Below are 23,374 nucleotides of genomic sequence, written 5' to 3' on the forward strand. Positions count from 1 at the left end.
TTTGAAACATATGGTAAAATAAAAGAAATGAGAGACAAAGGAAGTGTCATAATGACGGAAACTGTTCAGTTAATTAAAAAGCTTGTTTCGATTCCCAGTCCTTCTGGAAATACAGAAAAGGTGATTTCATTTGTCGAAGACTATGTAAAAGAGCTAAATATTCAAACGTATCGCAATCGAAAAGGAGGCTTAGTCGCTACCATTCCCGGTAAAGATACGGATCATCACCGCATGCTGACGGCTCATGTCGATACATTAGGTGCTATGGTAAAAGAAATCAAACCGAGTGGACGTCTGAAAATCGACTTGATTGGAGGGTTCCGCTACAATTCCATTGAAGGAGAATATTGTGAAATCGAAACGTCAGCAGGAGAAGTATTTACAGGGACCATCCTTATGCATCAAACATCTGTTCATGTGTATAAAGATGCAGGTAAAGCTGAGCGAAATCAAGATAATATAGAAATTCGATTGGATGAAAAAGTACATAGCGCAGAAGATGTTCGCAGTCTTGGAATTGAAGTCGGCGACTTTGTTTCGTTTGATCCTCGTGTAGAAATAACAAAAAGCGGTTTTATTAAATCTCGTCATCTCGATGATAAAGCAAGCGTAGCTTTATTGCTTCAGCTCATGAAAACAATTCAAGAAGAGCAGATCGAACTGCCATACACTACGCACTTTCTTATTTCAAATAATGAAGAAATTGGATACGGAGGAAATTCTAATATTACGCCTCAAACGGTAGAATACTTAGCGGTTGATATGGGTGCCATGGGAGATGGACAATCTACTGATGAATACACCGTGTCTATTTGTGTAAAAGATTCAAGCGGCCCATATCATTACGGTTTGAGAAAGCATTTGGTGGAGCTAGCTAAGCAGCATGATATTCAGTACAAATTAGATATTTATCCGTTTTACGGATCAGATGCTTCTGCTGCTATTCGTGCCGGGCATGACATCGTACACGGCTTAATTGGTCCAGGAATTGATTCTTCTCATGCGTTTGAGAGAACGCATCAAGATTCATTAAACCATACGTACAAGCTTCTTTACCACTATGTGCAATCGAACATGGTTCTGCTTTAAGAAAGGAATATTTAATTAGTGTATTTTTATGCAAAACAAAGAGCAGGACGGGACTGTGATGTCTGTACTTTCCTTTCCTAAAAAAGAAGCCGGCTGTCCGGCTTCTTTTTTTAATAAATACTATATATTTTTTTACTGGTGAAGCAACAGTTGGTAAAAAAAGCACCTTTTTTAAAGAGGTATAATACGGCTTAAACCTTTTGTACATTTTGTTCATTTACAGAAGTTAAAATGTTTTTAAATTTTTAAAAGTTTCTTGTGACAAGTTTTGTAGAATGGGTTTTCAAAAGGATATGGTTTCGTCATAATGTGGATATAGCGATCACTACAATAATCGGAGGCGAATCTTTTCATGTGGGTACTGACGGTATATGCTGGAAAAGAAATGAAAATGTTTGAATTTGAAACTGAAACGCAGGCGAGAGAAGCTTTTGCAAAAACAAATGGCTGTAAAGTTCTTTCAGAAGTCGTGTATTATAATGATCCTCATTTAACATTAGTAGCTATATAATGAAAAAACAAGAGCTGACTTTATGCTCTTGTTTTTTCATAGCTTCTTGTATCTTACGAAAAGAATAGAGTTGAAATAAAAAAAAATGTACGCTATGATATGGTAGTTACTTCTATTATTCTGATAGTTTAAAAGGTTCATATATATCAAACAGCAACAGTAAAGATGCCAAGAAGGCTTAATAGGGAAACTGGTGAAAGACCAGTACTGCCCCCGCAACTGTAAGTGTGGACGAACGAGTATAACCACTGTGGAAAAATCACGGGAAGGTTCTCAAGTAGAATGATACACAAGTCAGGAGACCTGTCTTTATTGTGAAGTTTCTATTTCTCCGGGGAGCGGGAAGGGAAACGTTGGCTTAAAGTGGCATTCGTGTACACTTTTATTCTGACGTTTTACCCGCTCGCATATTAGCGAAGCGGGTTTTTCTCGTAGCACAAAACTACATATCGTGCAAAAAAGGTGCGCAATGTTCACATTGCGTTAAATGGGAAGTCTGGTGTGAAGCCAGCGCGGTACCCGCCACTGTGAAGAGGAGCTGATTGCATATGCCACTGTATTCGGGAAGGCGCAATCAAGTGATGAATCGAAGTCAGGAAACCAGCCTTTTTCTAATGCGAAGCTTACCCTACGGGATATAGGTGGAAGTGCAAAAACTTAGTTTGAATTTTTCTGCGCCTCTATCATTGATAGAGGCGTTTTTTTAGTAAAGGAGCGAATAAGTGTGACGACGTGGAACTTAAATGGAACAAAACATCACGTATTGATTTGTAATGGAAGCAGCTGTATGAGAAAAGGTGGAGAAGAAGCCACGCAAGCTATTCGAAATAAAGTGACTGAACTGAATCTAGATGAAGCGGTTCACACAACCCGTACGCGCTGTAACGGAAGGTGCAAAGATGCTCCTGTAGCTATCGTGTACCCTTCAGGAGATTGGTACAAGCAGGTCACTGAAAACGTAGCTCATCGAATTGTTGAAGAACATTTAGCAGGAGGCTGCAGTATAAAGGAATCACTTATTTATGAATATGATCAAAACGGTTTTGTTTCTCCGGAAAAGAGTGACTCCATAGAAGGAATTGACAAAGTAAAAAGTAACGCATAAAGGAGGAGCTAGCATGAAAGGTAAACTGTTAGTTATTGGATTCGGCCCAGGAAGCTTTGAACATATTACACAGCGAGCAAGAGAAGCCATTCAAGAAAGTGATATGATCATTGGTTATAAAACCTATGTGGAATTAATTCAAGGACTATTAACGAATCAGCAAATTATTAGTACAGGAATGACCGAAGAAGTAAGCCGTGCACAAGAAGCCGTAAAGCAAGCTGAAGCGGGAAAAACCGTGGCGGTCATTTCAAGCGGAGATGCAGGAGTATACGGAATGGCCGGCCTTGTGTATGAAGTGTTGATTGAAAAAGGATGGAAAAAAGAAACGGGCGTAGAGCTGGAAGTGATTCCTGGCATTTCGGCTATTAATTCATGCGCATCCCTCCTTGGGGCGCCCGTGATGCATGATGCCTGTACGATTAGTTTAAGTGACCACCTTACGCCTTGGGAGTTAATCGAAAAACGAATCGAAGCAGCTGCACAAGCAGATTTTGTAGTAGCTTTTTATAATCCGAAAAGCGGAAGACGCACAAGACAAATTGTGGAAGCGCAAAGGATTTTATTAAAATACCGTTCCCCCGATACGCCTGTTGGTCTTGTGAAAAGCGCTTATCGTGACCGTGAAGAAGTGGTAATGACCAATTTAAAAGACATGTTAAATCATGAAATAGGCATGCTGACTACCGTTGTTGTCGGAAATTCATCTACGTTCTTTTACGATGACTTAATGATTACACCGCGCGGGTATCAGCGTAAATATACCCTCAACCAAACAGAGCAGCCGCTAAGACCGCATCAGCGACTTCGAAAAGAAGCAGAACCATGGGCTCTTGATCAAGAGGAGACTGTAAAGCAAACGGCTTCAGCTATTGAAGATGTTCAGAACACAAAAGAAGAAAAAGCAGCTTCACGAGCTCTGGCAGAAGAAGCGCTTCAAGCAATTTTAGGTGAAACTACTTCACCGGTCGTACACCAGCCAATTGAGTCTATTTTTGAAGTGGCAGTTAGTCCAGGGCTTGCAAATAAGAAGTTTACGCCCGTTCAAATGACAACACTAGCAGAAGTTGTTGGTGAAAAAGGTACGATGGAGTATACGCCTGACCATCAAATCAAACTGCAAATTCCAACGGCTCAGCCAGATGTGATTATTAAAAAGCTCCAATCAGCTTCCTTTTTACTATCTCCAGTCGGAGACGTGTTTACAATTAAAGCGTGTGATTTTTGTGATGGAGAAAAAAGTGACGCCATCCCGCATACGGAACAATTACAAAAGCGTCTCGGTGGAATGGACATGCCAAAAGAGCTGAAGCTTGGTATTAATGGATGCGGTATGGCCTGTTACGGTGCTGTTCAAGAAGATATCGGCATTGTCTACAGAAAAGGTGCGTTTGACTTATTTTTAGGGGCTAAAACGGTTGGACGAAACGCCCATTCAGGTCAAATTGTGGCGGAAGGCATAGCGCCCGATGACATTGTTGAAATAGTGGAGAACATTGTCCATGAATATAAAGAAAAAGGTCATCCAAATGAGCGGTTTCATAAATTCTTTAAGCGTGTGAAGAATGTTTATGGATTCGACTATCAAGATATAACACCAAAAATAAAAGTAGAACCAGCTCCGTGTGGAGATTAAAAATGGGAGGGCATTATATGAAATCAGTTTTATTTGTCGGTCATGGAAGTAGAGATCCTGAAGGGAACGATCAAATTCGCGAGTTTATCTCGACTATGAAGCATGATTGGGACCCATCTATTTTAGTAGAAACGTGTTTTCTAGAGTTTGAACGTCCGAATGTAAGTCAAGGCATTGATACATGTGTGGCAAAAGGAGCGACAGATGTAGTTGTAGTTCCAATTATGCTCTTGCCAGCTGGCCACTCAAAAATACATATTCCGGCGGCTATAGATGAAGCTAAGGAAAAATATCCACACGTAAACTTCGTGTACGGACGTCCCATTGGCGTTCATGAAGAAGCCCTTGAAATTTTAAAAACGAGATTACAAGAATCAGGAGAAAATTTAGAAACTCCAGCTGAAGACACGGCTGTTATTGTCTTAGGGCGAGGAGGAAGCGATCCTGATGCAAACAGTGATTTATATAAAATTACGCGCCTTCTTTGGGAAAAAACAAACTACAAAATCGTCGAAACTTCTTTTATGGGCGTGACCGCTCCATTGATTGATGAAGGAGTGGAACGATGTTTAAAACTGGGCGCTAAAAAAGTGGTTATTCTCCCGTATTTCTTATTTACAGGAGTACTAATTAAGCGTTTGGAAGAAATGGTGAAGCAGTATAAAATGCAGCATGAAAACATTGAGTTTAAGCTAGCCGGCTATTTCGGTTTTCATCCAAAACTGCAGACAATTTTAAAAGAACGTGCTGAAGAAGGATTAGAAGGCGAAGTGAAAATGAACTGCGATACATGTCAATATCGCCTCGGCATTATGGAGCATATTGATCACCATCATCATCACGATCATGATCACGGGCACCATCACCACGATCACCATCACCACGATCACCATCATGACCATCACCACCATGAAGATAAGGTCGGCGAGTTAAAATGATTTTATTGTTAGCGGGAACTAGCGATGCACGTGCATTAGCTGTTCAAGTGAAAAAAGAAGGTTACGACGTTACGGCGACGGTTGTAACCGACAATGCAGCAATCGAATTACAGCGAGCAGAAGTGAAAGTGAAAATTGGACGTCTCACACAAGAAGATATGATGACTTTTATAAACGAACATGGTGTAAAAGCTATTGTGGATGCAAGTCACCCCTTTGCCGAAGAAGCATCTAAAAACGCCATCGGTGCGGCTGCTGAAACATCGATTCCTTACATACGCTATGAGCGGGCTTCGCAGGCTTTTACCTACGACAATATGACGATGGTTTCTACGTATGAAGAAGCAGCTGAAGTAGCAGCTGAGAAAAAAGGAGTTATTATGCTGACAACAGGCAGCAAGACGCTGCAGGTTTTTACAGAAAAGCTCCTTCCTCTTTCAGATGTACGGCTTGTTGCTCGTATGCTTCCAAGGCTGGATAATATGGAAAAGTGTCAGCAGTTAGGATTGCCGCAAAAAAATATTATTGCTATTCAAGGTCCGTTTACAAAAGAGTTTGATCAAGCACTGTATAAGCAATACGGAGTGACGGTCATGGTCACAAAAGAAAGCGGAAAAGTTGGATCTGTGGATGAAAAAGTGGAAGCAGCTAAAGAGTTAGGCTTAGATATCATTATGATTGGGCGACCGAAAATTGAGTATGGGACCGTGTATTCCACGTTTGAAGAAGTGGTTCATGCTTTAGTAAACCAAACTAGGAGTTGATTGAGATGGATTTTCGTACAGAATTTAAACCGTTAACTGTTCAGCCTCAGCAAATTGAAGGAAAAAGTTTTGAAATGATTACAGAAGAGCTTGGACCTCATCCGTTTACAGATGAACAGTACCCAATTGTTCAGCGGGTAATTCACGCGTCTGCAGACTTTGAGCTTGGACGCAGCATGCTGTTTCATCCAGATGCGATTCAAGCAGGAATTAAAGCCATTCGCAGCGGCAAGCAAGTGGTTGCAGATGTACAAATGGTGCAAGTAGGAACAAACAAGCAGCGAATTGAAAAACACGGCGGTGAAATCAAAGTTTATATTTCAGATCCGGACGTAATGGAAGAAGCAAAGCGCTTAAATACAACGCGTGCAATTATTTCTATGCGAAAAGCAATTAAAGAAGCAGACGGCGGGATTTTTGCAATTGGGAACGCACCGACAGCGTTACTTGAGTTAATTCGTTTGATTAAAGAAGGAGAAGCGAAGCCTGGACTTGTTATTGGTCTGCCGGTAGGGTTTGTTTCAGCGGCTGAATCGAAAGAAGAACTTGCCAAACTTGACGTGCCGTTTATTACAAACATCGGGCGAAAAGGCGGCAGTACGGTAACGGTTGCTGCATTAAATGCAATTTCAATTCTTGCAGATCAGGTGTAACGCATGAAGGAAGTACCAAAAGAACCTAAGAAACTCAGAGAAGGCTATACGACGGGCGCTTGTGCAACGGCAGCTACGAGAGCAGCTCTGCTTACGCTAATTTCAGGAGAAGTGCAAGAGGAGTCAACGATTTACTTACCTGTTGGTCGCTTTGCTACGTTTCATCTTGAAGAATGCGAGTATCGCACAAGCAGCGCTGTAGCCAGCATCATTAAAGATGCTGGAGATGATCCCGATGCCACGCACGGAGCGCTGATTATTTCTGAAGTTTCGTGGTGTAATGGTGCAGACATTATCATTGATGGAGGAGTGGGAGTAGGGCGTGTGACAAAGCCCGGTCTCCCAGTTCCTGTCGGTGAAGCAGCCATTAACCCTGTGCCAAGAAAGATGCTGAAAGAAACGGCTGAACAGCTTCTAGCCCAATACAACATACAAAAAGGCGTTAAGATTGTCATCTCGGTTCCTGAAGGAGAAGAAATGGCGAAAAAGACATTAAATGCGCGTCTAGGTATTTTAGGAGGCATTTCGATACTGGGGACGCGGGGAATTGTTGTTCCGTTCTCAACAGCTGCTTATAAAGCAAGTATCGTGCAGGCCATTAGCGTTGCTAAAGCGAGTAATTGTGAGCACGTTGTCATTACGACAGGGGGACGAAGCGAAAAATATGGAATGAAACAGTTCCCAGAACTTCCGGAAGAAGCATTTATCGAAATGGGAGATTTTGTTGGATTTACGTTAAAACAATGTAAAAAGCAAGGAATGAAAAAAGTGTCGCTCGTAGGCATGATGGGAAAGTTTTCAAAAGTCGCGCAAGGCGTTATGATGGTTCATTCAAAAAGTGCACCTATTGATTTTAATTTTTTAGCAAAAGCAGCTTCTGAGTCAGGCGCTTCTGCTGAACTGGTAGAGGAAATAAAAGGCGCAAACACAGCTTCTCAAGTGGGAGATTTAATGACGCAAAGCGGTCATCATCAGTTTTTCGAAAAACTGTGCGAGTACTGCTGTTTATCAGCATTAAAGGAAGTAGGGGACGGAATCGATGTCGATACGTCTCTTTACACATTAAAAGGAGATTTTTTAGGACAGGCGGTGCAACATGGCAATTAAAATTATTGGAATTGGTGACGACGGGAAGTTAAGTCTACTTCCTATGTATGAACAGTGGGTGTATGAAAGTGATGTGCTAATTGGAGGAAAGCGTCACCTTGACTTTTTTCAAGATTTCGAAGGAGAAAAAGTAGCCATTGAAGGAGGTCTTTCTTCCCTTGTTGAACGTTTAAAAAACGAAGAAGGAAATGCGGTTGTGTTAGCCTCAGGCGATCCGTTATTTTACGGAATTGGAAGCTATCTTTCTGCGAAGCTAGACGTTGAAATATATCCTTATTTAAGTTCTATTCAGCTTGCATTCTCACGTCTAAAAGAGCGATGGCAAGACGCTTATTTTACAAGCGTGCACGGCAGAAGTATAAAAGGGCTGGCTCAGCGCATTGACGGTTATAAAAAAGTGGCGATTTTAACCGATGAGCAAAATTCTCCTAGTGCTCTGGCAAACTACTTGTTATCATTCGGCATGACAGAATACAAGATGTTTGTGGCAGAGAATCTAGGTGGAGAGGCGGAGCGCTGTCAGCTGCTTTCGCTGGAAGAGGCGGCGAATCAACTCTTTTCTCCGCTTAATGTCGTGATATTAAAACAGGTAGAAAAAAGTCCAGTCTGGCCTCTCGGAATAGAGGACGATGAATTTATTCAACGCAAGCCGGACAAGGGACTTATTACTAAAAAAGAAGTTCGTACACTTAGTATTAGTGCCCTGCAGCTAAAGAGAGACAGCGTCGTATGGGATATCGGAACATGTACAGGTTCAGTCGCGATTGAAGCAGCTAAAATTGCGCGTGAAGGACAAATTTTTGCTGTGGAAAAAAACGAAGCAGACTTGGAAAACTGCAGGGGAAATCTAGCGAAATTTCGAGTAGATGCCCATACTGTGCACGGAAAAGCACCGGAAGGGTTAGGTGAGTTTGCTGATCCTGATGCGGTGTTTATTGGAGGGACAGCAGGAGGCATGGAAACCATTTTAGACGTGTGCTGCAGCCGATTAAATTCAGGAGGGCGCATCGTATTAAATGCCGTAACGATTGAAAATTTGGCAGAAGCGATGAAAGCTTTTAAAGAGCGAGGATTTGAGACTGCTGTTACCCTTGCACAAGTTTCAAGAAGCAAGCCCATTTTACACTTAACACGATTTGACGCTTTAAACCCCATTTATATTATTACAGCCAAAAGAGGAGAATGAACATGATTGGAACATTGTACGGACTTGGAGTTGGACCAGGAGATCCAGAATTGATTACAGTAAAAGCATTTCGTAAATTAAAAGAATCACCCGTTATTGCGTACCCAAAAAAGCAAAAAGGAAGCAAAAGCTATGCCCAAAAAATTATTGATGTCTATTTCAGTGCAAATGAAAAAGATATGCTGGGCCTTGTGTTTCCAATGACAAAAGATCCTGCTATTTTAGAGAAAAAATGGACCGAAACAGTGGAACGAGTATGGGAAAAGCTCCAGGAGGGAAAAGATGTAGCATTTGTGACAGAGGGAGATCCTATGCTTTATAGCACGTTTATTCACATGATGCGCCTGATGCAAGAACGTCACCCTCAAGCTCCTATTCAAGTAATTCCTGGTATTTCATCTATTAACGGGGCTGCGTCTCGCTTAGGCATTCCATTAGCAGACGGTGATGAACATGTGGCCATTGTTCCTGCTCGTGAAGATTATGAAACAATGAAAAAAGTATTGGTGGAAAACGACTGCGTTATTTTTATTAAAGTGGCTAAAGTCATCGATTTTATGGTCGGTCTTTTAAAAGAGCTTGATCTGCTTGAAAAAGCATCGGTGGTAACAAAAGTAACGTCAGATGAAGAAATTATTTGGAAAGCTTCAGAACTAGAAGGAGCCGATTTACAATACTTAACGCTAATGGTGGTGCGAAAATGAAGTTATACATAATCGGAGCTGGACCCGGAGATCCAGATTTAATTACCGTAAAAGGCTTAAAATTACTTCAGCAGGCAGATGTTGTTTTATACGCTGACTCACTAGTAAGTGAAGAGCTAGTTGCTAAGTCTAAACCAGGAGCTGAAGTGTTAAAAACAGCTGGTATGCATTTAGAAGAAATGGTCAGTACGATGCTTGATCGCATGCGTGAAGGAAAAATGGTTGTAAGAGTTCATACCGGAGATCCGGCTATGTACGGAGCCATTATGGAACAAATGGTGCTTTTAAAAAGAGAAGGCGTTGATATTGAAATTGTTCCGGGAGTCAGCTCCGTATTTGCTGCAGCAGCAGCGGCTGAAGCAGAATTAACCATTCCAGATTTGACTCAAACGGTTATTTTAACTCGTGCTGAAGGAAGAACGCCTGTACCTGAGTTTGAAAAATTAACTGATTTAGCAAAACATAAATGTACCATTGCTTTATTTTTAAGTGCGACGCTCACAAAAAAAGTAATAAAAGAATTTATAAGCGCCGGTTGGAGTGAGGACACGCCGGTTGTAGTAGTCTATAAAGCAACGTGGCCAGATGAAAAAATTGTTCGCACGACGGTAAAAGACCTGGATGATGCTATGCGAACAAACGGCATTCGTAAGCAGGCGATGATTTTGGCAGGCTGGGCCCTTGACCCCCACATTCATGACAAAGATTATCGATCAAAACTTTATGATAAAACATTTACCCATGGCTTTCGAAGAGGAGTGAAGTCGGAATGATTCAACTCCAAGAAGGAAAAAAAGCTCTCATTACACAGCGCGGGGATTATGCTGTCGTGGCCATCACGAAGCATGGCGTAGAAATTGCAAGAAATCTAGGCCGCACTTTTCAGCAGTCCGATGTGTATTACATGAGCAAGTTTGAAAAAGGAGACGAAAGAGAACAGAACATTCAGCTGTTTTCAGGAAGCGTGCGGATGCTCTTGCCTTCTCTTTTTGAATCGTATAAAGGACTTATTATTATTATTTCACTGGGAGCAGTTGTACGTATGATTGCCCCTATTTTAAAAGATAAGAAAACGGATCCTGCGGTTGTTGTGATTGATGATAAAGGCGAAAATGTGATCAGCGTGCTTTCAGGTCATATCGGAGGAGCAAATGAGCTTACGCGTGAAGTTGCGGCAGCTCTTGAGGCCCATCCTGTTATTACAACAGCATCTGATGTTCAAAAAACGATTCCCGTTGATTTATTTGGAAAGCGTTTTGGCTGGGTATGGGAATCCGCAGAAAAGCTAACGCCTGTCAGCGCTTCTGTGGTAAATGAAGAAGAAATAGCGGTGGTTCAAGAATCAGGTGAAAAGGGCTGGTGGCACTATGATCATCCTGTTCCAGCTAACATTAAAACGTACTCATCGATTCAGACAGCTCTCGAAGCATCGCCACATGCAGCCTTGGTCGTAACGCATCGCAATTTAAAAAAAGAAGAAGAAGCGATCTTAGAAAACGGTGTTCTTTACCGTCCAAAAGTACTGGCGATTGGGATGGGGTGCAACAGAGGAACAAGCGCAGCGGAAATTGAAACCGTTATTGAAAAAACGCTTGCTGAACTTCAGTTTTCAATGAAAAGTGTAAAAGCATTATGTACAATAGAGTTAAAGAAAGATGAAGAAGGGCTGCTAGAAGTGGCGTCTAAGTACGGCTGGGAGTTTGTCTATTATTCGCCCCAAGAGCTAAACAGCATAAGTATAGAACAGCCTTCCGATACAGTCTTTAAATATACAGGTGCATATGGCGTCAGTGAACCTGCTGCTATGTTATACAGCGGTGCTGATACGCTTGAACTTGTGAAGAAAAAGTCAGGGAATGTCACCATTTCAGTGGCGCTTATTCCATATGACTAAAGGAGAGAACAACATGTCAAACAGAAGACTCGTCATTGCCGGTACCGGAAGTGGCGTAGGGAAAACAACACTTACAATTGGGCTGATGGCGGCATTAAAACAAGCTGGTTATAGAGTTCAAGGGTTTAAATGCGGACCCGATTATATTGATCCAACGTATCATACGGCTGTTACAGAACGAGCGTCTCGTAATATAGACAGCTGGATGCTTGAACACGATATGGTTAGGGAAATTGTAGCTCGAGCTAGTGAAGACGCTGATATTTCCATCATGGAAGGAGTTATGGGATTTTTTGATGGGAAAAATCCGTTAACGAACGAAGGGACAACAGCAGAAATCAGCTTAATCACCAATAGTCCTGTCCTTTTAGTTGTCAATTGTGCTAGTATGGCTAGAAGTGCAGCGGCAATTGTAAAAGGGTTTCAGCAATTTTTACCGGAAGCGAACATTGTCGGTGTAATTGCTAACCGAGTTGGAAGTGAAGGGCATTATAAACTTGTTAAGGCAGCGATTGAGCAGGAATGTCATATCCCTGTAGTAGGCTACTTGAAAAGAAACGATGATCTTACGATTCCTGAACGTCACCTCGGGCTGATCCCGTCGATTGAACGAGGAGAATTAACACCGTTTTTTGAACAGTTAGGGCAGCTTGTTCATGATACAATTGATATTGAAAAAGTATATGAACTGGCTTTAGCTCCTAAAATAGAAATTAATGATCCTATCTTTACAAAGCCGTCCGTACCTCAAGTGAAAATTGCTGTGGCAAGAGATGCCGCTTTTAACTTTTATTATGAAGAAAATTTCGAATTGTTAAAAGCTTACGGAGCAGAGCTTGTAGAATTTTCGCCTTTAAAAGGAGAGACGGTTCCGCAAGATGCTGATGGCCTTTACATAGGAGGCGGATTTCCAGAAGAATTTGCTGAAACGCTGGCTCAGCAAATTGACGTTAAAAATTCTGTTCGAGCAGCCATCGAAAAAGGGATTCCTACACTTGCTGAGTGCGGAGGCTTTATGTTTTTAACAGATGCTATTGTCACAACAGATGATACATGCCATGAAATGGTGGGGCTTATTCCCGGACAAGTAAGAATGCAGACAAAATTGGCTGCTTTAGGGTACCGAGAAGTGACGGGAAAGCCAGGGAATTTTTTATTTAAAGGCGATATACAAGCTAAAGGCCATGAATTTCATTATTCAACCTTTCATTCAGAGAAAGAGTTTTCGCCTGCCTATGATACAAAAGGGATGCGAGGAATGAAAGAAGAAGGCTATATGAACAATAATTTAATTGCCGGCTATACGCACTTTCATTTCGGCTCTTCTACGAAGATGGTAGAAAACTGGGTGGAACAGTGTAAAGCGGTAAAAAAAGAAAGAAGAGATGCCGTGTGACAGTTGGAAAAGTATATTTAGTAGGAGCCGGACCAGGAGATCCGAAGCTAATAACCGTATATGGAATGGAGTGTATTCAAGAGGCGGATGTCATTTTATATGATCGCTTAGCTAATGAACAGTTATTAAACTATGCTAAAAAAGACGCGGAGCTTATTTTTTGCGGGAAATTACCGGGCAAGCACGGAGTCATCCAAGATCGTATTCACGAACTGCTTGTTGAAAAAGCACTTCAAGGAAAAGTAGTGACGCGCTTAAAAGGAGGCGATCCTTTTGTGTTTGGCCGCGGAGCAGAGGAAGCTGAAGTACTTGCTACTCAAGGAATTCCTTACGAAGTCGTGCCTGGTATCACGTCAGGAATTGCAGCTCCAGCTTATGCAGGAATTCCTGTTACCCACAGAGATCATGCCACTTCTTTTGCGATTGTAACGGGGCATGGAAGAGAAGAAAAAGGAAAAGATTATTTAAACTGGTCAGCGCTTGCTCAAGGAATAGATACAATTGCGTTTTATATGGGCGTTGGAAATTTACCTCATATATGCAAGCAGTTGATGGACCATGGACGAGATAAACATACGCCAGTAGCGCTTGTTCAATGGGGAACGACGAAGTATCAGCGCACCGTAACGGGAACGCTTGCCACAATCGAAGAAATAGCAAAAAAAGCAGAAATTGCTCATCCTGCCATCGTGCTTGTAGGTGAAGTAGTGACAATTAGAGAAAAAATAAAATGGTTTGAAGAAAGAGCGGAAAATATTCTGCTTTAACGTTAAAAGGAGGAGACAATATGACGATTATTTCACAGCTAAAAGAACGAAGAGCGGTACGAGATCATGAACCGCGTGAAGTCGAACAAGAGAAAATCGAACAGCTGCTTGAAGCAGCGACGTGGGCTCCAAATGACAGAATGAGAGAGCCCTGGAGCTTTTATGTGATTCAAGGAGAAGCAAAAAAGAAGTATGAAGAACTGGCTGAAGCGTATCTAAAGGAGCGCTTTCCGACAAAGCCTCATTTAGTAGAAAGTTCGTTAAAAGCAGTGAAAAATACACCTGTACATATTGTTGTAACAGCTGATACAGTTGAAGGAGACGAAGAAGCCACGGAAGATAACAAATATGCGGTTTCGTGCGCGATTCATTCCATGTGGCTAGCAGCTAAAGAATTAGGGCTTGGATTCGTTTGGAGAACAAGAGGAGTTGGTCTTGTTCGAGACGAGAGATTGTATGAGTTTATTGGCAACCCTTCAGGTAAAGTCGTAGTAGGAAACGTTTTTTTAGGTTATCCAAATGAAGAGTCTCTTACAAAAATGAAAGAGCCTGCTAGAACATCGTTTACAGAAAAAACAACATGGCTGTAAACTGAAATTCGAAGAAAAAGAGGTTTTTAGATTGAAAGACAAACGGGGTCTTACGTTAATTTATACCGGAGACGGTAAAGGAAAAACAACCGCTGCTTTAGGTCTCGCTCTGCGCGCTACGGGACGCGGACAAAAAGTATTAATGATTCAATTTATTAAATCTCCTCAGCGTACATATGGCGAAAAGCTGATGTTTGACAGAATAGGAATTGAAATGATTCAAACAGGAGTCGGCTTTACGTGGACAAAAACACCGCCTGAACATCGTGAAGCTTTGCAAAAAGCCTGGGCGCTAACGAAGGAAAAAGTCTTCTCAAACGAATATGATGTGGTTATTTTAGACGAGTTAAATAACGCACTGGCTATCGAGAAATTTCCTATTGATGATGTGCTACCGCTACACGAAGTAATTGACCTTATTCAAAAGCGCCCGGAGCATATGCATTTGGTCATTACCGGGCGTTCTGCAAAAAAAGAAGTGATGGAAGCAGCAGATCTTGTGACGGAAATGAAGCCTCATAAACATTATTACGACGAAGGAATTCCTGCTGTAAAAGGAATTGAATTTTAAAAAGCCCTCAGTGAAGAGGGCTTTTTTTATTGAGCAGGGGCATCTACTTTTTCAGCTTGCCAGTAAAATTGGCTAATGACATCAGACAGTGCTTTTGTTGTGTTAGTTAGTTCATCAAAGTTATTGTCAACTCCGCCCACTTCAATTAAAATCGCATTTTTGGAAACATCTTGGTTATATACACCGTTACCGCTGGATTTGTTTTTGCCAATAACTCCGCGGCTTAATCCGGGATATTTCTTTTCAAGTCCTTCATGAAGCGCTTTTGCCATTTTTAAGTTTTGTTCAAAGTTTTGATTCGCTTTCCCTAAAACAAACACAACTTTTGCATACGATTTATTGTTAATCTTAATGGTTGTATTATCTTTTCGAAGCGAATCTCGGTGCAAATCGATAAAGTAAGTTAAATCTCTATTTTCAGTCATCGCCGTTTCAATGACTGTGCGAGACATGGCGTACGATTGATTGGTGTTCCAACCTTTTTCTTTTAATTTCTGTCCAATATTGGTTTGATCAACTTCTGCCCCAATTCCCTGAGCCTCTAAATCTTTTCCTAGCATATTTGCAACAATATTAATATTTGTTTTGCTATCCACTGCTTTATTAGCATCTGGATCACCTTCAAGTCCTAACAGAGGCAAGTAAGATTCCCAGCTGTGCGTATGATAAATATAAAATACCTTTTTTCCGCCAGTTGTATTATTATTTGGAGCGTTCGTACCATTGTTTTCTTTAGGCTGCTGAACTTTTGTAGTAGAATTTCTTTCTTTTAGCGTTTCATCTAGCGGCGGTGCAGATTCTCTAGGGAAGTTTGTGAAATTTGTGCCTTCACCGGCGATAATGATATTGGAGTCGTAAATACTGAATCCAGGAAGTTCGGAACCAAACAAGCTTCTCGCGTCTTCTGCTCGAATACTTGTTGATAACTCGAGCAGTGTAGAAGAAAGACCGGGAGGTGAGTAGTTTTTATCAAAAGCCGTTGAAAAATGATGGTTTTCTTGGCTCATTAAATAATAAAGACTTTCTGCTTTATGCTTTGATAACGTTTGATAGACAATAGAAGAATTGAACTGTTCTTTAAATGCTGAGTAACTTACTAGAACAATGATAGATGATGTCATTAAAACAACGGATAAAATAACAAGAACCATCTTATATGTTAACACTACAAAATTGGCGCGATTACTAGATTTCAATGGCGAAATCTCCTCTCTATGTCAGCGTCAGGCTAATAGGTATGAAGGACTTTGCTAATCTAGTAATAATTATATGAATGGAGATTTCTAATTATGATAAGCATTTAATAGAGAAAGTAGTCTTCAAAATCAAAAAAGAAGAATCACGTGAGATACAATCTCATATTCTCCGTGATTCTTCTTCAAATAGACGTCGGATGGCTTCTCCTTTTGGAGTGAGGCTGAATCCTTTTTTCTCTTTTTTAAGCAGCTGATAGTTTTGTAATTCTTGTAAATACGTAACAATGCGCTTGCGCTTTACAGAATTTAATAATCCAAATGCGGGTATTTTATCGAGCTCTTTTTGACGAATGCTGTTAGTAGAAACGCCTTCTAAAATTTGTACGTAACTCTGCTGAGTTTCCGTGTTTTTTAAGGTATCTATAAGCGTTAATAACTGTAACATTTGGTTTGAATCGAAAGTTATTTGACCGATTTTTAGCGGAGTCAAAAGCAGGTTCTGACGCTGCTTATGAAGTTCATTTTCTATCTTAGCGCTTATTTCTGTCAGCTTCGTTTCTATTTCGTTTGGACCCATATAACATATAAATTTGTTTGTTTCCTGCAGCAGGGTGACATCTGAAAAATCCCACTGTGAAAACCATTGGATGGAACCAACTTTGAGATTGGCATTCGGTGTTTTTACTTGTAATACGTTTTGAATGAAGGAAAGAAAAGGATCATTTTCCCGTAAAACTTGTTCTTCATTAAGTTGATAAGTGGTTAGGCTGCACAATTTGTCTTGGATTTCTTTGATGTGCACTTCATGATGCTTTAAAAGACTTTTCCACTTAAAAAAGACAAGCAGTTTTTGAATCACTTCTTCATTTTCATCTATAATCTCTTCGAACTGCCGCTGAGTTGTAGCTAATCGTTTGGCTGCTAGCACTACATTATACTCATCACCGAGTGAAATAGCATCATTTGTGACATCATATGTTACAGCGAGACCTCTGTTTTCTGAAGTTAAGCGAATGATCTCGTTTTCTCCGTGAACAGTTAATACCGTATCTTCCGTATCTGCAAATCCTCTCTCAAAGGCGGTGGAAGAAAGAGAGCGAAAAGGTCTCATAATGATTTCAATCCGATTGCGCCAAAAAGCAATTTGCTCAGGGTTTTTCATAATAAAAAGCAAAGGTGATTTTTTTGATTGTTCAATTGCTTCAATCACATCTGCATTTCGGTGATAAAGAGAAATGAGGGGGTGTTTGAAAAAACACTTATTAATATGTTGAATCCATTCTTCTTTTGAAGAATCATGTATTCTAGCGCAAAACATGTAATCTTTCATAATGCTTCCGAGATAATTTTCCAACTCATTTTTAGTCAAAATCGTAAAATCTTGAGAATAAAACTCATCATGATGAATAGGAATGCCGCGATTCTTATTATATTCTTTCCATAGAAATGAAGTTGGTTTCCAAAAGTAAGGATAAACGTCTTCATTTTTATCAATTGCGACGGGAAAACCGCCCCTATGATTTCCATATAAGAATGTTTGAAAAAGGATGATATCTTCTTGAGGTAACTCATTCATTGCTTGCTCAAAGTAGTCATTTAAACGTCCAAGCAACCCTTTAGTATGTTTACTTCCTACGGACCGAATCGATTTATTCTTACGTCCGAGCGGAAGGAATGTTAAGTGGTTGTAAGCTGTAAAATCAACTGGCAAATTCTCTGGTAAAGTCATTTATCTAACTCCTTTCATTTATTGAGTATTTTACCCATTAAAGAAAAGAAGAAAAAGTTTTAATGTGTCTTGAACGCAAGAATGATTTTTTAAAATTTTCTGTTAATTAACCTTCAGAAATAAAGAAAAGGGATTCAAAGTAATTTTGAATGGGTATAGTAATAAAAATTTTGACATATATTATCGAATATATATGAATGTTGTCAAAAAAACCAACAAAAGTGATGATTCATCCAAAGGAGGAAGCTTATGGAGAATAAAGGTCCGTTTAAAAAGACGATATCTTTATTAGATTTAACATTGATTGGATTAGGGGCTATTTTTGGCTCCGCTTGGCTGTTTGCCGTTAGTAATGTCGCTACGCAAGCAGGTCCTGCAGGAAGTTTTTCTTGGGTTATTGGTGGAGTTATTATTTTATTAATAGGCCTTGTATACGCCGAGCTAGGGGCTGCCTTGCCTCGTACAGGAGGAATTATTCGATATCCTGTTTATTCACACGGTCATCTTGTAGGCTATATGATTTCGTTTATTACGATCGTAGCTTACACTAGTTTAATCGCTATCGAAGTAACAGCAGTGAGACAGTATGTGGCTTACTGGTTTCCAGGTTTAACAAAATCCGGATTTGACTCACCAACGATATCTGGATGGATTCTACAATTTGTGTTGCTTTGCTTATTCTTTTTACTCAATTACTGGAGTGTAAAAGCATTTGCGAAATCGAATATTATCATTTCTATTTTCAAATATTTTGTACCGCTTACGGTAATTGTAACGTTGGCATTTTATTTTAAGTCAGGAAACTTTACGATGGGAGAGTTTGCTCCCGGGGGATTTGATGGTATCCAGGCCGCCATTGCTACAGGCGGGGTTATGTTTGCTTACTTAGGCCTTCATCCGATTGTATCGGTAGCTGGAGAGGTGAAAAATCCTCAGCGCAATATTCCAATTGCTCTTGTGATTTGTATCATTCTAGCAGCTCTCATTTATACTGCTCTACAAGTATTGTTTATCGGAGCTATTCCATCTGACATGATTAAAGGCGGTTGGTCCGGCATTCAAGATAAATTCTCACTGCCGTTTAAAGATATCGCTGTTGTTCTTGGCCTTGGCTGGCTAGCAACACTTGTTATTTTAGACGCTATTTTATCACCGGGTGGTAACGGTAATATTTTTATGAATACAACATCTAGACTTATCTATGCTTGGTCTCGTAACGGTACGTTATTTAAAACGTTTGCTCATGTGGATAAAAAAACAGGGATTCCACGATCATCTTTATGGCTTTCATTAGGACTTTCGATTTTTTGGACACTGCCATTTCCTTCGTGGAATGCACTCGTAAACGTATGCTCTGTTGCGCTTATTCTATCTTACGCGATTGCACCAATTTCATCAGCGGCCTTTATGGTGAACGCAAAAGATTTGGAAAAGCCTTTTAAATTAAGAGGAATGAGTATAATTGGTCCATTATCCTTTATTTTTGCTTCCTTTATTGTGTACTGGTCAGGATGGAAGACTATTTCGTGGCTGCTAACTTCTCAACTGGTCATGTTTGTTATATATTTGATTTTTGCTAAATATGTGCCTAAAAATGAAGTAAGTCTTCGTCAGCAGATTAAATCAACATGGTGGCTAGTTGCTTATTATATCATCATGCTCTTTATTTCTTATATCGGTTCGTTCGGCGGAGGGAAAGGTTTAATCGATACGCCTGTAGACTTAATTATCATAGCGGTCGTATCTCTTGGGATTTATTATTGGGCTAAATATACGGGCCTTCCAAAAGCGCTTATTGATTACGATCACCATCCTGAACAGGAAGAAAAAGCGCCTGTATAACCTGTAAAGCAGCGACATTCGCTGCTTTTTTCTATGTTATGCAAACATGAATTTCTAAAGTTTATCGTATAATTGAGTAGGAAAGAAGGAATTAGCACATTATTGTTTAATTAATGTAATGTAACCGTTTTAAATCCAACGCTTGGAGGAAGAGTATGATTGAAAAAATAATAAATTCACTTCGAAAGCGGCTGTGGGAAAACAATAATGTTATAGAAGTGTGTAAAAATGAAGGAGAAGTATACAGAACCACTTGTACTTTTTTTGATGGAGTAAGCAAGAACCAACTGCAAGTTTTTGAAGAAGAAATGCATGTATCACTTCCTGAAGACTACAAGCAGTTTTTGCAGCTAACAAATGGGTGTAATTTGTTCATTGATGCTGACAAAAAAATAACAGGGAATCTTTATAGCTTAGAAGACGTAAGAGAAACAGCTTATAAAAGTCAGAGTCTTTATATGACAATTGGGTCTGTCGGAGAAGAAGAGATTATCATTGACTCTAAAAAATCAGCGCACTCTGCATATATAATAGTAAAAAAGCGGAACGCATCGTTTCAAGATGCACATGTATTACATATGAATTTTCAGAAATGGCTGGATTGTTTTATAGTGAGTCAAGGGAATTGTTTTTGGCACTGGAATAGGCTTTGTAATAAAGCTCATTCAACGGATAAAAAGACAACGGCTCAATAATATTATCTTCTAATAAATAAACGAGCACACTAGTGTGCTCGTTTATTTATTAGAAGGAAGACGTTCCCAACCGTATGCTTCGTCTTCAACTTTAGTTTCTCCAAATTGACTTGTACGATTCAAGCTTTTTTTGCCGCCTAATTTTTTATAAAACTGAACGGCTTTCTTATTTTTCTTCATGGCCCAAATAATCATAGACGTATAGTGCTGATCAGTAAATTCTTTTACTGAATGAGAAAACAGAAGACGACCAACTCCTTGGTTTTGCACTTCCTTGCAAACGTATAGCGCGTATATTTCAGCAGCGGATAAATGAGGTTTACCTGCTGAAAAGCCGACAATCTCTTCTCGTTCATCGATAGCGAGCAAAATAAAATGAGAAGGCTCGGTAAGAAAAAGGGACCACTTTTCTGCACTTTGTTTATAAGACAAGTTGTTTAAATAAGCATCAGGTACTAACCCTTTGTATGTAATGCGCCAGCTGTCTACGTACAGACGGGCAACAGAAGGGATGTGAGAGGAAGTAGCTTTAATAATTTTCATTAAAAATTCTCCTTTTTAAAAATATTAAGGCATATAGTATACCTTTCAGCCTAAGAATATTATGAAAAATAGATCATAATTTTCCAGTAATTCATAAAATGGTAAAAAAGGTGGTGTTCATTCTCACTCTATCACGGTAAAGTGAGAATATACATTTGTTTTGTTGTTTTAATTTTTACTATATGTATAATGTCTAACGATCTATTTGTTATTCACCTTTACTAGTCTATCAAATAGTTTTGTTAAAGCCAAAGGGGCATAGGGTAAGTCATGTCAATTCAGCTGCGTTTTGTTTTAACGTATATCAGTATTGTGTTTGTTTTTATTATTTTGCTTTTTTTATCGGGCTTTCTTATTTTTTTCTCCATTACTGGAGACGCCGATTTTGTAAGAAAATTGTACAGCCACTCCTATGAGTATAAATTGTTAACGCCAGAAGAAGAAAATGCATTCTTAGATTTAAAGTTATTGAGTGAAAAAAAACCAGAACAGCTGCTGCGGCCGGAGACAGTTAAAAAATATGAATTTGAAAATATTGATATTGTGATTCAAAAAAACACAGAGGTTGTATATGCTTCAGAATCCATTAAAGGAGAAAACCTTCGTAAATACTTGCCAAAGCATCAAAAAAGTAAAGGAAATCATTCGTATCAGCAGGACATGCTGCGCATAGGCAAGCAGTATTTTACATATATCAACCTTGATTTTCCTTTCTCAAATCAAGAAAAAGGAAGCATTTACGTTTTGCGAAAAATCAGCCCTTATGTAGGCATTATTAATCGGATTTTCCCTTTTTTAATCTTTCTACTATTAATTTTAGTGATTGTGATTATTGGATTTTTAAACTATCTTGTTTCAAGAAGCATTATTAAACCCATTCGTGAATTAAAAGAAGCGGCCGAAAAAATAAAACAAGGTGATCTTCACTTTGAGATCTCTGCTAATTCAAAGGATGAAATAGGCGAATTAACGCAAGCTTTTGAAGAAATGAGGCAAAAACTAAAATCTTCTGTTGAACTGCAAATTCAATATGAAGATAATCGAAAGCAGCTGCTTTCAAGTATTTCACACGATTTACGAACTCCCATTACTTCCATTGTAGGATATGTAGAAGGAATTCAAGATGGCGTAGCTAATACGCCAGATAAGCTTTCTAAATATTTGTTAACGATTTCAACGAAAGCAAAAGACATGAATGCGTTAATCGATGAGCTGTTTTTATTTTCTAAATTGGATTTGCATGAAATTCCATTTGTGTTTAAAAAACTTAATATTTCTGCTTTTATGAAAAGCTATGTGCAAGAGCTTCAGTTTGAAATGAGCGAACATGATATTGATGTTTTATTTTCGGATAATTCTCTAACCACACTGTATGCAAAAGCAGATGCTGAACAGCTGCGAAGAGTTTTAATAAATTTAACAACCAACAGCATTAAATTTATGGATAAAGAAAAAAGAAGAATCGATATCGTTCTTTCTGCTACCGAAAGTGAACTCATTATTGAAGTAAAAGACAACGGCTCTGGGATTTCACCGGAAGCATTAGCGCATATTTTTGACCGGTTTTATCGAGCAGAACAGTCCCGCAATAGCAATACTGGAGGAAGTGGACTTGGACTGGCCATTGCAAAACAAATTGTTGAACGCCACGGGGGAGACATCTGGGCACTAAGTAAGCTTGGCGAAGGAACAAGTATTTTCTTTTCTTTGCAAAAAATGAATGAAAATGGTGATACACATGAAGAAGATATTGTTAATTGAAGATGAAGTAAGTATTGCTGAATTGCAAAGAGATTATTTAGAAATTAACGATTTTGAAATAGACGTTCAATATAGCGGGGATAAGGGATTAGAAAAAGCGTTAAATGAACATTTTGATTTGATTATTTTGGATATTATGCTCCCTAAAGTGAGCGGATTTGAAGTGTGCAAGCAAATTCGAGCTGCAAAAGATATTCCAATCATTTTAGTTTCAGCTAAAAAAGAAGAAATTGATAAAATTAGAGGGCTCGGGCTAGGTGCAGATGACTATATTACCAAGCCATTCAGCCCTGGGGAGCTGGTCGCAAGAGTCAAAGCGCATTTAGCGAGATATGAAAGACTCTCTGATAAGCAGGAAAAGCGTATGATTAGCATTCATGGTTTAGCGATTGACACGCTCGCTAGAAGAGTATTTGTGAATGACAAAGAAGTGTTTTTTACAGCGAAGGAATTCGATTTGCTGAAATTTATCGTTTCTCATCCAAATCAAGTATTAAGTAAAGAACATCTATTTGAAAAAATTTGGGGATTTGATTCTTCAGGAGACATTTCAACCGTAACAGTTCACATTCGAAAACTAAGAGAAAAGCTAGAAGAAAACCCAGCAGATCCTCAGTACCTAGAAACGGTTTGGGGAGCAGGGTACCGGTTTAATATTTAAAAAAAGAGATCCGAACGATTAATCGTTCGGATCTCT

At 39.5% G+C, this 23,374-nt stretch carries 23 protein-coding genes and 2 riboswitches; of the genes, 20 read left to right on the top strand and 3 right to left on the bottom strand.

All coding sequences use genetic code 11. The features are described 5' to 3' along the window. Positions 1-51 precede the first annotated feature (51 nt). From ACXAE4_RS14695 to cobO, 16 genes are all read left to right on the top strand, one after another. Positions 52-1,089: a M42 family metallopeptidase gene (locus ACXAE4_RS14695; protein WP_047750842.1), complete on the top strand. Its 1,038-nt coding sequence runs from the start codon at positions 52-54 to the stop codon at positions 1,087-1,089. A gap of 352 nt (positions 1,090-1,441) precedes the next feature. After that, positions 1,442-1,600, top strand: coding sequence for a hypothetical protein (locus ACXAE4_RS14700; RefSeq protein WP_014459832.1), 159 nt, complete (start codon positions 1,442-1,444; stop codon positions 1,598-1,600). Between the two features lie 146 nt (positions 1,601-1,746). Then, a riboswitch (cobalamin riboswitch) is annotated at positions 1,747-1,925 on the top strand. Between the two features lie 118 nt (positions 1,926-2,043). Continuing rightward, a riboswitch (cobalamin riboswitch) is annotated at positions 2,044-2,223 on the top strand. A 101-nt stretch (positions 2,224-2,324) separates the two neighbouring features. After that, positions 2,325-2,705, top strand: coding sequence for a (2Fe-2S) ferredoxin domain-containing protein (locus tag ACXAE4_RS14705; RefSeq protein WP_033579174.1), 381 nt, complete (start codon positions 2,325-2,327; stop codon positions 2,703-2,705). A gap of 13 nt (positions 2,706-2,718) precedes the next feature. Next, on the top strand, positions 2,719-4,341 hold the full coding sequence (gene cobJ / locus ACXAE4_RS14710) for a precorrin-3B C(17)-methyltransferase (RefSeq protein ID WP_034269175.1): 1,623 nt from the start codon (positions 2,719-2,721) through the stop codon (positions 4,339-4,341). Positions 4,342-4,358: 17 nt separating this feature from the next. Continuing rightward, complete coding sequence (locus ACXAE4_RS14715) at positions 4,359-5,279, top strand: sirohydrochlorin chelatase (protein ID WP_098999417.1); 921 nt, start codon at positions 4,359-4,361, stop codon at positions 5,277-5,279. Beyond that, entirely contained in the window at positions 5,276-6,043 is a 768-nt protein-coding gene (cobK, locus tag ACXAE4_RS14720) for a precorrin-6A reductase (protein ID WP_033579172.1), read from the top strand. The genes ACXAE4_RS14715 and cobK overlap by 4 nt, the downstream gene beginning before the upstream one ends. A 5-nt stretch (positions 6,044-6,048) precedes the next feature. Next, complete coding sequence (locus ACXAE4_RS14725) at positions 6,049-6,696, top strand: precorrin-8X methylmutase (protein WP_013083415.1); 648 nt, start codon at positions 6,049-6,051, stop codon at positions 6,694-6,696. A 3-nt stretch (positions 6,697-6,699) separates the two neighbouring features. Beyond that, the gene (locus tag ACXAE4_RS14730; RefSeq protein ID WP_033579170.1) at positions 6,700-7,803 is read left to right on the top strand and encodes a cobalt-precorrin-5B (C(1))-methyltransferase; all 1,104 of its coding nucleotides are present in this window, start codon (positions 6,700-6,702) and stop codon (positions 7,801-7,803) included. Continuing rightward, positions 7,793-8,989, top strand: a complete 1,197-nt coding sequence (locus tag ACXAE4_RS14735; RefSeq protein ID WP_033579169.1) for a bifunctional cobalt-precorrin-7 (C(5))-methyltransferase/cobalt-precorrin-6B (C(15))-methyltransferase — start codon at positions 7,793-7,795, stop codon at positions 8,987-8,989. Before ACXAE4_RS14730 ends, ACXAE4_RS14735 begins: the two co-directional genes overlap by 11 nt. A gap of 2 nt (positions 8,990-8,991) precedes the next feature. Next, positions 8,992-9,693, top strand: coding sequence for a precorrin-2 C(20)-methyltransferase (gene cobI, locus ACXAE4_RS14740; protein ID WP_033579168.1), 702 nt, complete (start codon positions 8,992-8,994; stop codon positions 9,691-9,693). Continuing rightward, on the top strand, positions 9,690-10,466 hold the full coding sequence (cobM, locus tag ACXAE4_RS14745) for a precorrin-4 C(11)-methyltransferase (RefSeq protein ID WP_289577826.1): 777 nt from the start codon (positions 9,690-9,692) through the stop codon (positions 10,464-10,466). The genes cobI and cobM overlap by 4 nt, the downstream gene beginning before the upstream one ends. Further along, positions 10,463-11,587, top strand: coding sequence for a cobalt-precorrin 5A hydrolase (locus tag ACXAE4_RS14750; RefSeq protein ID WP_154988645.1), 1,125 nt, complete (start codon positions 10,463-10,465; stop codon positions 11,585-11,587). Before cobM ends, ACXAE4_RS14750 begins: the two co-directional genes overlap by 4 nt. Before the next feature lie 13 nt (positions 11,588-11,600). Beyond that, a complete protein-coding gene (locus tag ACXAE4_RS14755; protein ID WP_033579165.1) occupies positions 11,601-12,983 on the top strand; it encodes a cobyrinate a,c-diamide synthase in 1,383 nt (460 codons plus the stop codon). Next, the gene (gene cobA / locus ACXAE4_RS14760) at positions 12,980-13,750 is read left to right on the top strand and encodes a uroporphyrinogen-III C-methyltransferase (RefSeq protein WP_013057306.1); all 771 of its coding nucleotides are present in this window, start codon (positions 12,980-12,982) and stop codon (positions 13,748-13,750) included. Before ACXAE4_RS14755 ends, cobA begins: the two co-directional genes overlap by 4 nt. Before the next feature lie 20 nt (positions 13,751-13,770). Next, complete coding sequence (locus tag ACXAE4_RS14765) at positions 13,771-14,340, top strand: nitroreductase family protein (RefSeq protein ID WP_154972989.1); 570 nt, start codon at positions 13,771-13,773, stop codon at positions 14,338-14,340. A gap of 31 nt (positions 14,341-14,371) precedes the next feature. Further along, the gene (cobO, locus tag ACXAE4_RS14770) at positions 14,372-14,911 is read left to right on the top strand and encodes a cob(I)yrinic acid a,c-diamide adenosyltransferase (protein ID WP_014459837.1); all 540 of its coding nucleotides are present in this window, start codon (positions 14,372-14,374) and stop codon (positions 14,909-14,911) included. A 26-nt stretch (positions 14,912-14,937) separates the two neighbouring features. Here cobO and spoIIP read toward each other — a convergent pair whose 3' ends face one another. After that, a complete protein-coding gene (gene spoIIP / locus ACXAE4_RS14775; RefSeq protein ID WP_045291726.1) occupies positions 14,938-16,107 on the bottom strand; it encodes a stage II sporulation protein P in 1,170 nt (389 codons plus the stop codon). Between the two features lie 160 nt (positions 16,108-16,267). After that, positions 16,268-17,836 carry an RQC-minor-2 family DNA-binding protein gene (locus tag ACXAE4_RS14780; RefSeq protein WP_475236288.1) on the bottom strand — a complete coding sequence of 523 codons (1,569 nt, stop codon included), beginning with the start codon at positions 17,834-17,836 and terminating at the stop codon, positions 16,268-16,270. 249 nt (positions 17,837-18,085) lie between these two features. Between ACXAE4_RS14780 and ACXAE4_RS14785 the strand changes: the two genes are divergently transcribed. Both ACXAE4_RS14785 and ACXAE4_RS14790 read left to right on the top strand, forming a co-directional pair. Next, complete coding sequence (locus tag ACXAE4_RS14785) at positions 18,086-19,678, top strand: APC family permease (RefSeq protein WP_475236290.1); 1,593 nt, start codon at positions 18,086-18,088, stop codon at positions 19,676-19,678. A gap of 155 nt (positions 19,679-19,833) precedes the next feature. Then, entirely contained in the window at positions 19,834-20,373 is a 540-nt protein-coding gene (locus ACXAE4_RS14790; RefSeq protein ID WP_063247872.1) for an SMI1/KNR4 family protein, read from the top strand. A gap of 42 nt (positions 20,374-20,415) precedes the next feature. Here the strand turns inward: ACXAE4_RS14790 and ACXAE4_RS14795 are convergent, their stop codons facing one another. Beyond that, positions 20,416-20,916 carry a GNAT family N-acetyltransferase gene (locus ACXAE4_RS14795; protein WP_033579159.1) on the bottom strand — a complete coding sequence of 167 codons (501 nt, stop codon included), beginning with the start codon at positions 20,914-20,916 and terminating at the stop codon, positions 20,416-20,418. 270 nt (positions 20,917-21,186) lie between these two features. Between ACXAE4_RS14795 and ACXAE4_RS14800 the strand changes: the two genes are divergently transcribed. Further along, on the top strand, positions 21,187-22,677 hold the full coding sequence (locus ACXAE4_RS14800) for a sensor histidine kinase (protein ID WP_154988649.1): 1,491 nt from the start codon (positions 21,187-21,189) through the stop codon (positions 22,675-22,677). Further along, positions 22,655-23,338 carry a response regulator transcription factor gene (locus ACXAE4_RS14805; protein ID WP_289577823.1) on the top strand — a complete coding sequence of 228 codons (684 nt, stop codon included), beginning with the start codon at positions 22,655-22,657 and terminating at the stop codon, positions 23,336-23,338. The genes ACXAE4_RS14800 and ACXAE4_RS14805 overlap by 23 nt, the downstream gene beginning before the upstream one ends. Positions 23,339-23,374 lie beyond the last annotated feature (36 nt).

The sequence above is a fragment of the Priestia sp. ABM2_011 genome, assembly GCF_056158845.1.

Bases quoted from the DNA above. Each gene is read 5' to 3' on its own strand.
- ACXAE4_RS14795 (WP_033579159.1), bottom strand. From the start codon at position 20,916: ATGAAAATTATTAAAGCTACTTCCTCTCACATCCCTTCTGTTGCCCGT.
- cobK (WP_033579172.1), top strand. From the start codon at position 5,276: ATGATTTTATTGTTAGCGGGAACTAGCGATGCACGTGCATTAGCTGTT.
- ACXAE4_RS14730 (WP_033579170.1), top strand. From the start codon at position 6,700: ATGAAGGAAGTACCAAAAGAACCTAAGAAACTCAGAGAAGGCTATACG.
- ACXAE4_RS14750 (WP_154988645.1), top strand. From the start codon at position 10,463: ATGATTCAACTCCAAGAAGGAAAAAAAGCTCTCATTACACAGCGCGGG.
- ACXAE4_RS14725 (WP_013083415.1), top strand. From the start codon at position 6,049: ATGGATTTTCGTACAGAATTTAAACCGTTAACTGTTCAGCCTCAGCAA.
- ACXAE4_RS14780 (WP_475236288.1), bottom strand. From the start codon at position 17,836: ATGACTTTACCAGAGAATTTGCCAGTTGATTTTACAGCTTACAACCAC.
- ACXAE4_RS14805 (WP_289577823.1), top strand. From the start codon at position 22,655: ATGAAGAAGATATTGTTAATTGAAGATGAAGTAAGTATTGCTGAATTG.
- ACXAE4_RS14800 (WP_154988649.1), top strand. From the start codon at position 21,187: ATGTCAATTCAGCTGCGTTTTGTTTTAACGTATATCAGTATTGTGTTT.
- ACXAE4_RS14785 (WP_475236290.1), top strand. From the start codon at position 18,086: ATGGAGAATAAAGGTCCGTTTAAAAAGACGATATCTTTATTAGATTTA.
- cobM (WP_289577826.1), top strand. From the start codon at position 9,690: ATGAAGTTATACATAATCGGAGCTGGACCCGGAGATCCAGATTTAATT.
- cobI (WP_033579168.1), top strand. From the start codon at position 8,992: ATGATTGGAACATTGTACGGACTTGGAGTTGGACCAGGAGATCCAGAA.
- ACXAE4_RS14790 (WP_063247872.1), top strand. From the start codon at position 19,834: ATGATTGAAAAAATAATAAATTCACTTCGAAAGCGGCTGTGGGAAAAC.
- ACXAE4_RS14765 (WP_154972989.1), top strand. From the start codon at position 13,771: ATGACGATTATTTCACAGCTAAAAGAACGAAGAGCGGTACGAGATCAT.
- ACXAE4_RS14755 (WP_033579165.1), top strand. From the start codon at position 11,601: ATGTCAAACAGAAGACTCGTCATTGCCGGTACCGGAAGTGGCGTAGGG.
- ACXAE4_RS14735 (WP_033579169.1), top strand. From the start codon at position 7,793: ATGGCAATTAAAATTATTGGAATTGGTGACGACGGGAAGTTAAGTCTA.
- ACXAE4_RS14715 (WP_098999417.1), top strand. From the start codon at position 4,359: ATGAAATCAGTTTTATTTGTCGGTCATGGAAGTAGAGATCCTGAAGGG.
- cobJ (WP_034269175.1), top strand. From the start codon at position 2,719: ATGAAAGGTAAACTGTTAGTTATTGGATTCGGCCCAGGAAGCTTTGAA.
- ACXAE4_RS14695 (WP_047750842.1), top strand. From the start codon at position 52: ATGACGGAAACTGTTCAGTTAATTAAAAAGCTTGTTTCGATTCCCAGT.
- ACXAE4_RS14700 (WP_014459832.1), top strand. From the start codon at position 1,442: ATGTGGGTACTGACGGTATATGCTGGAAAAGAAATGAAAATGTTTGAA.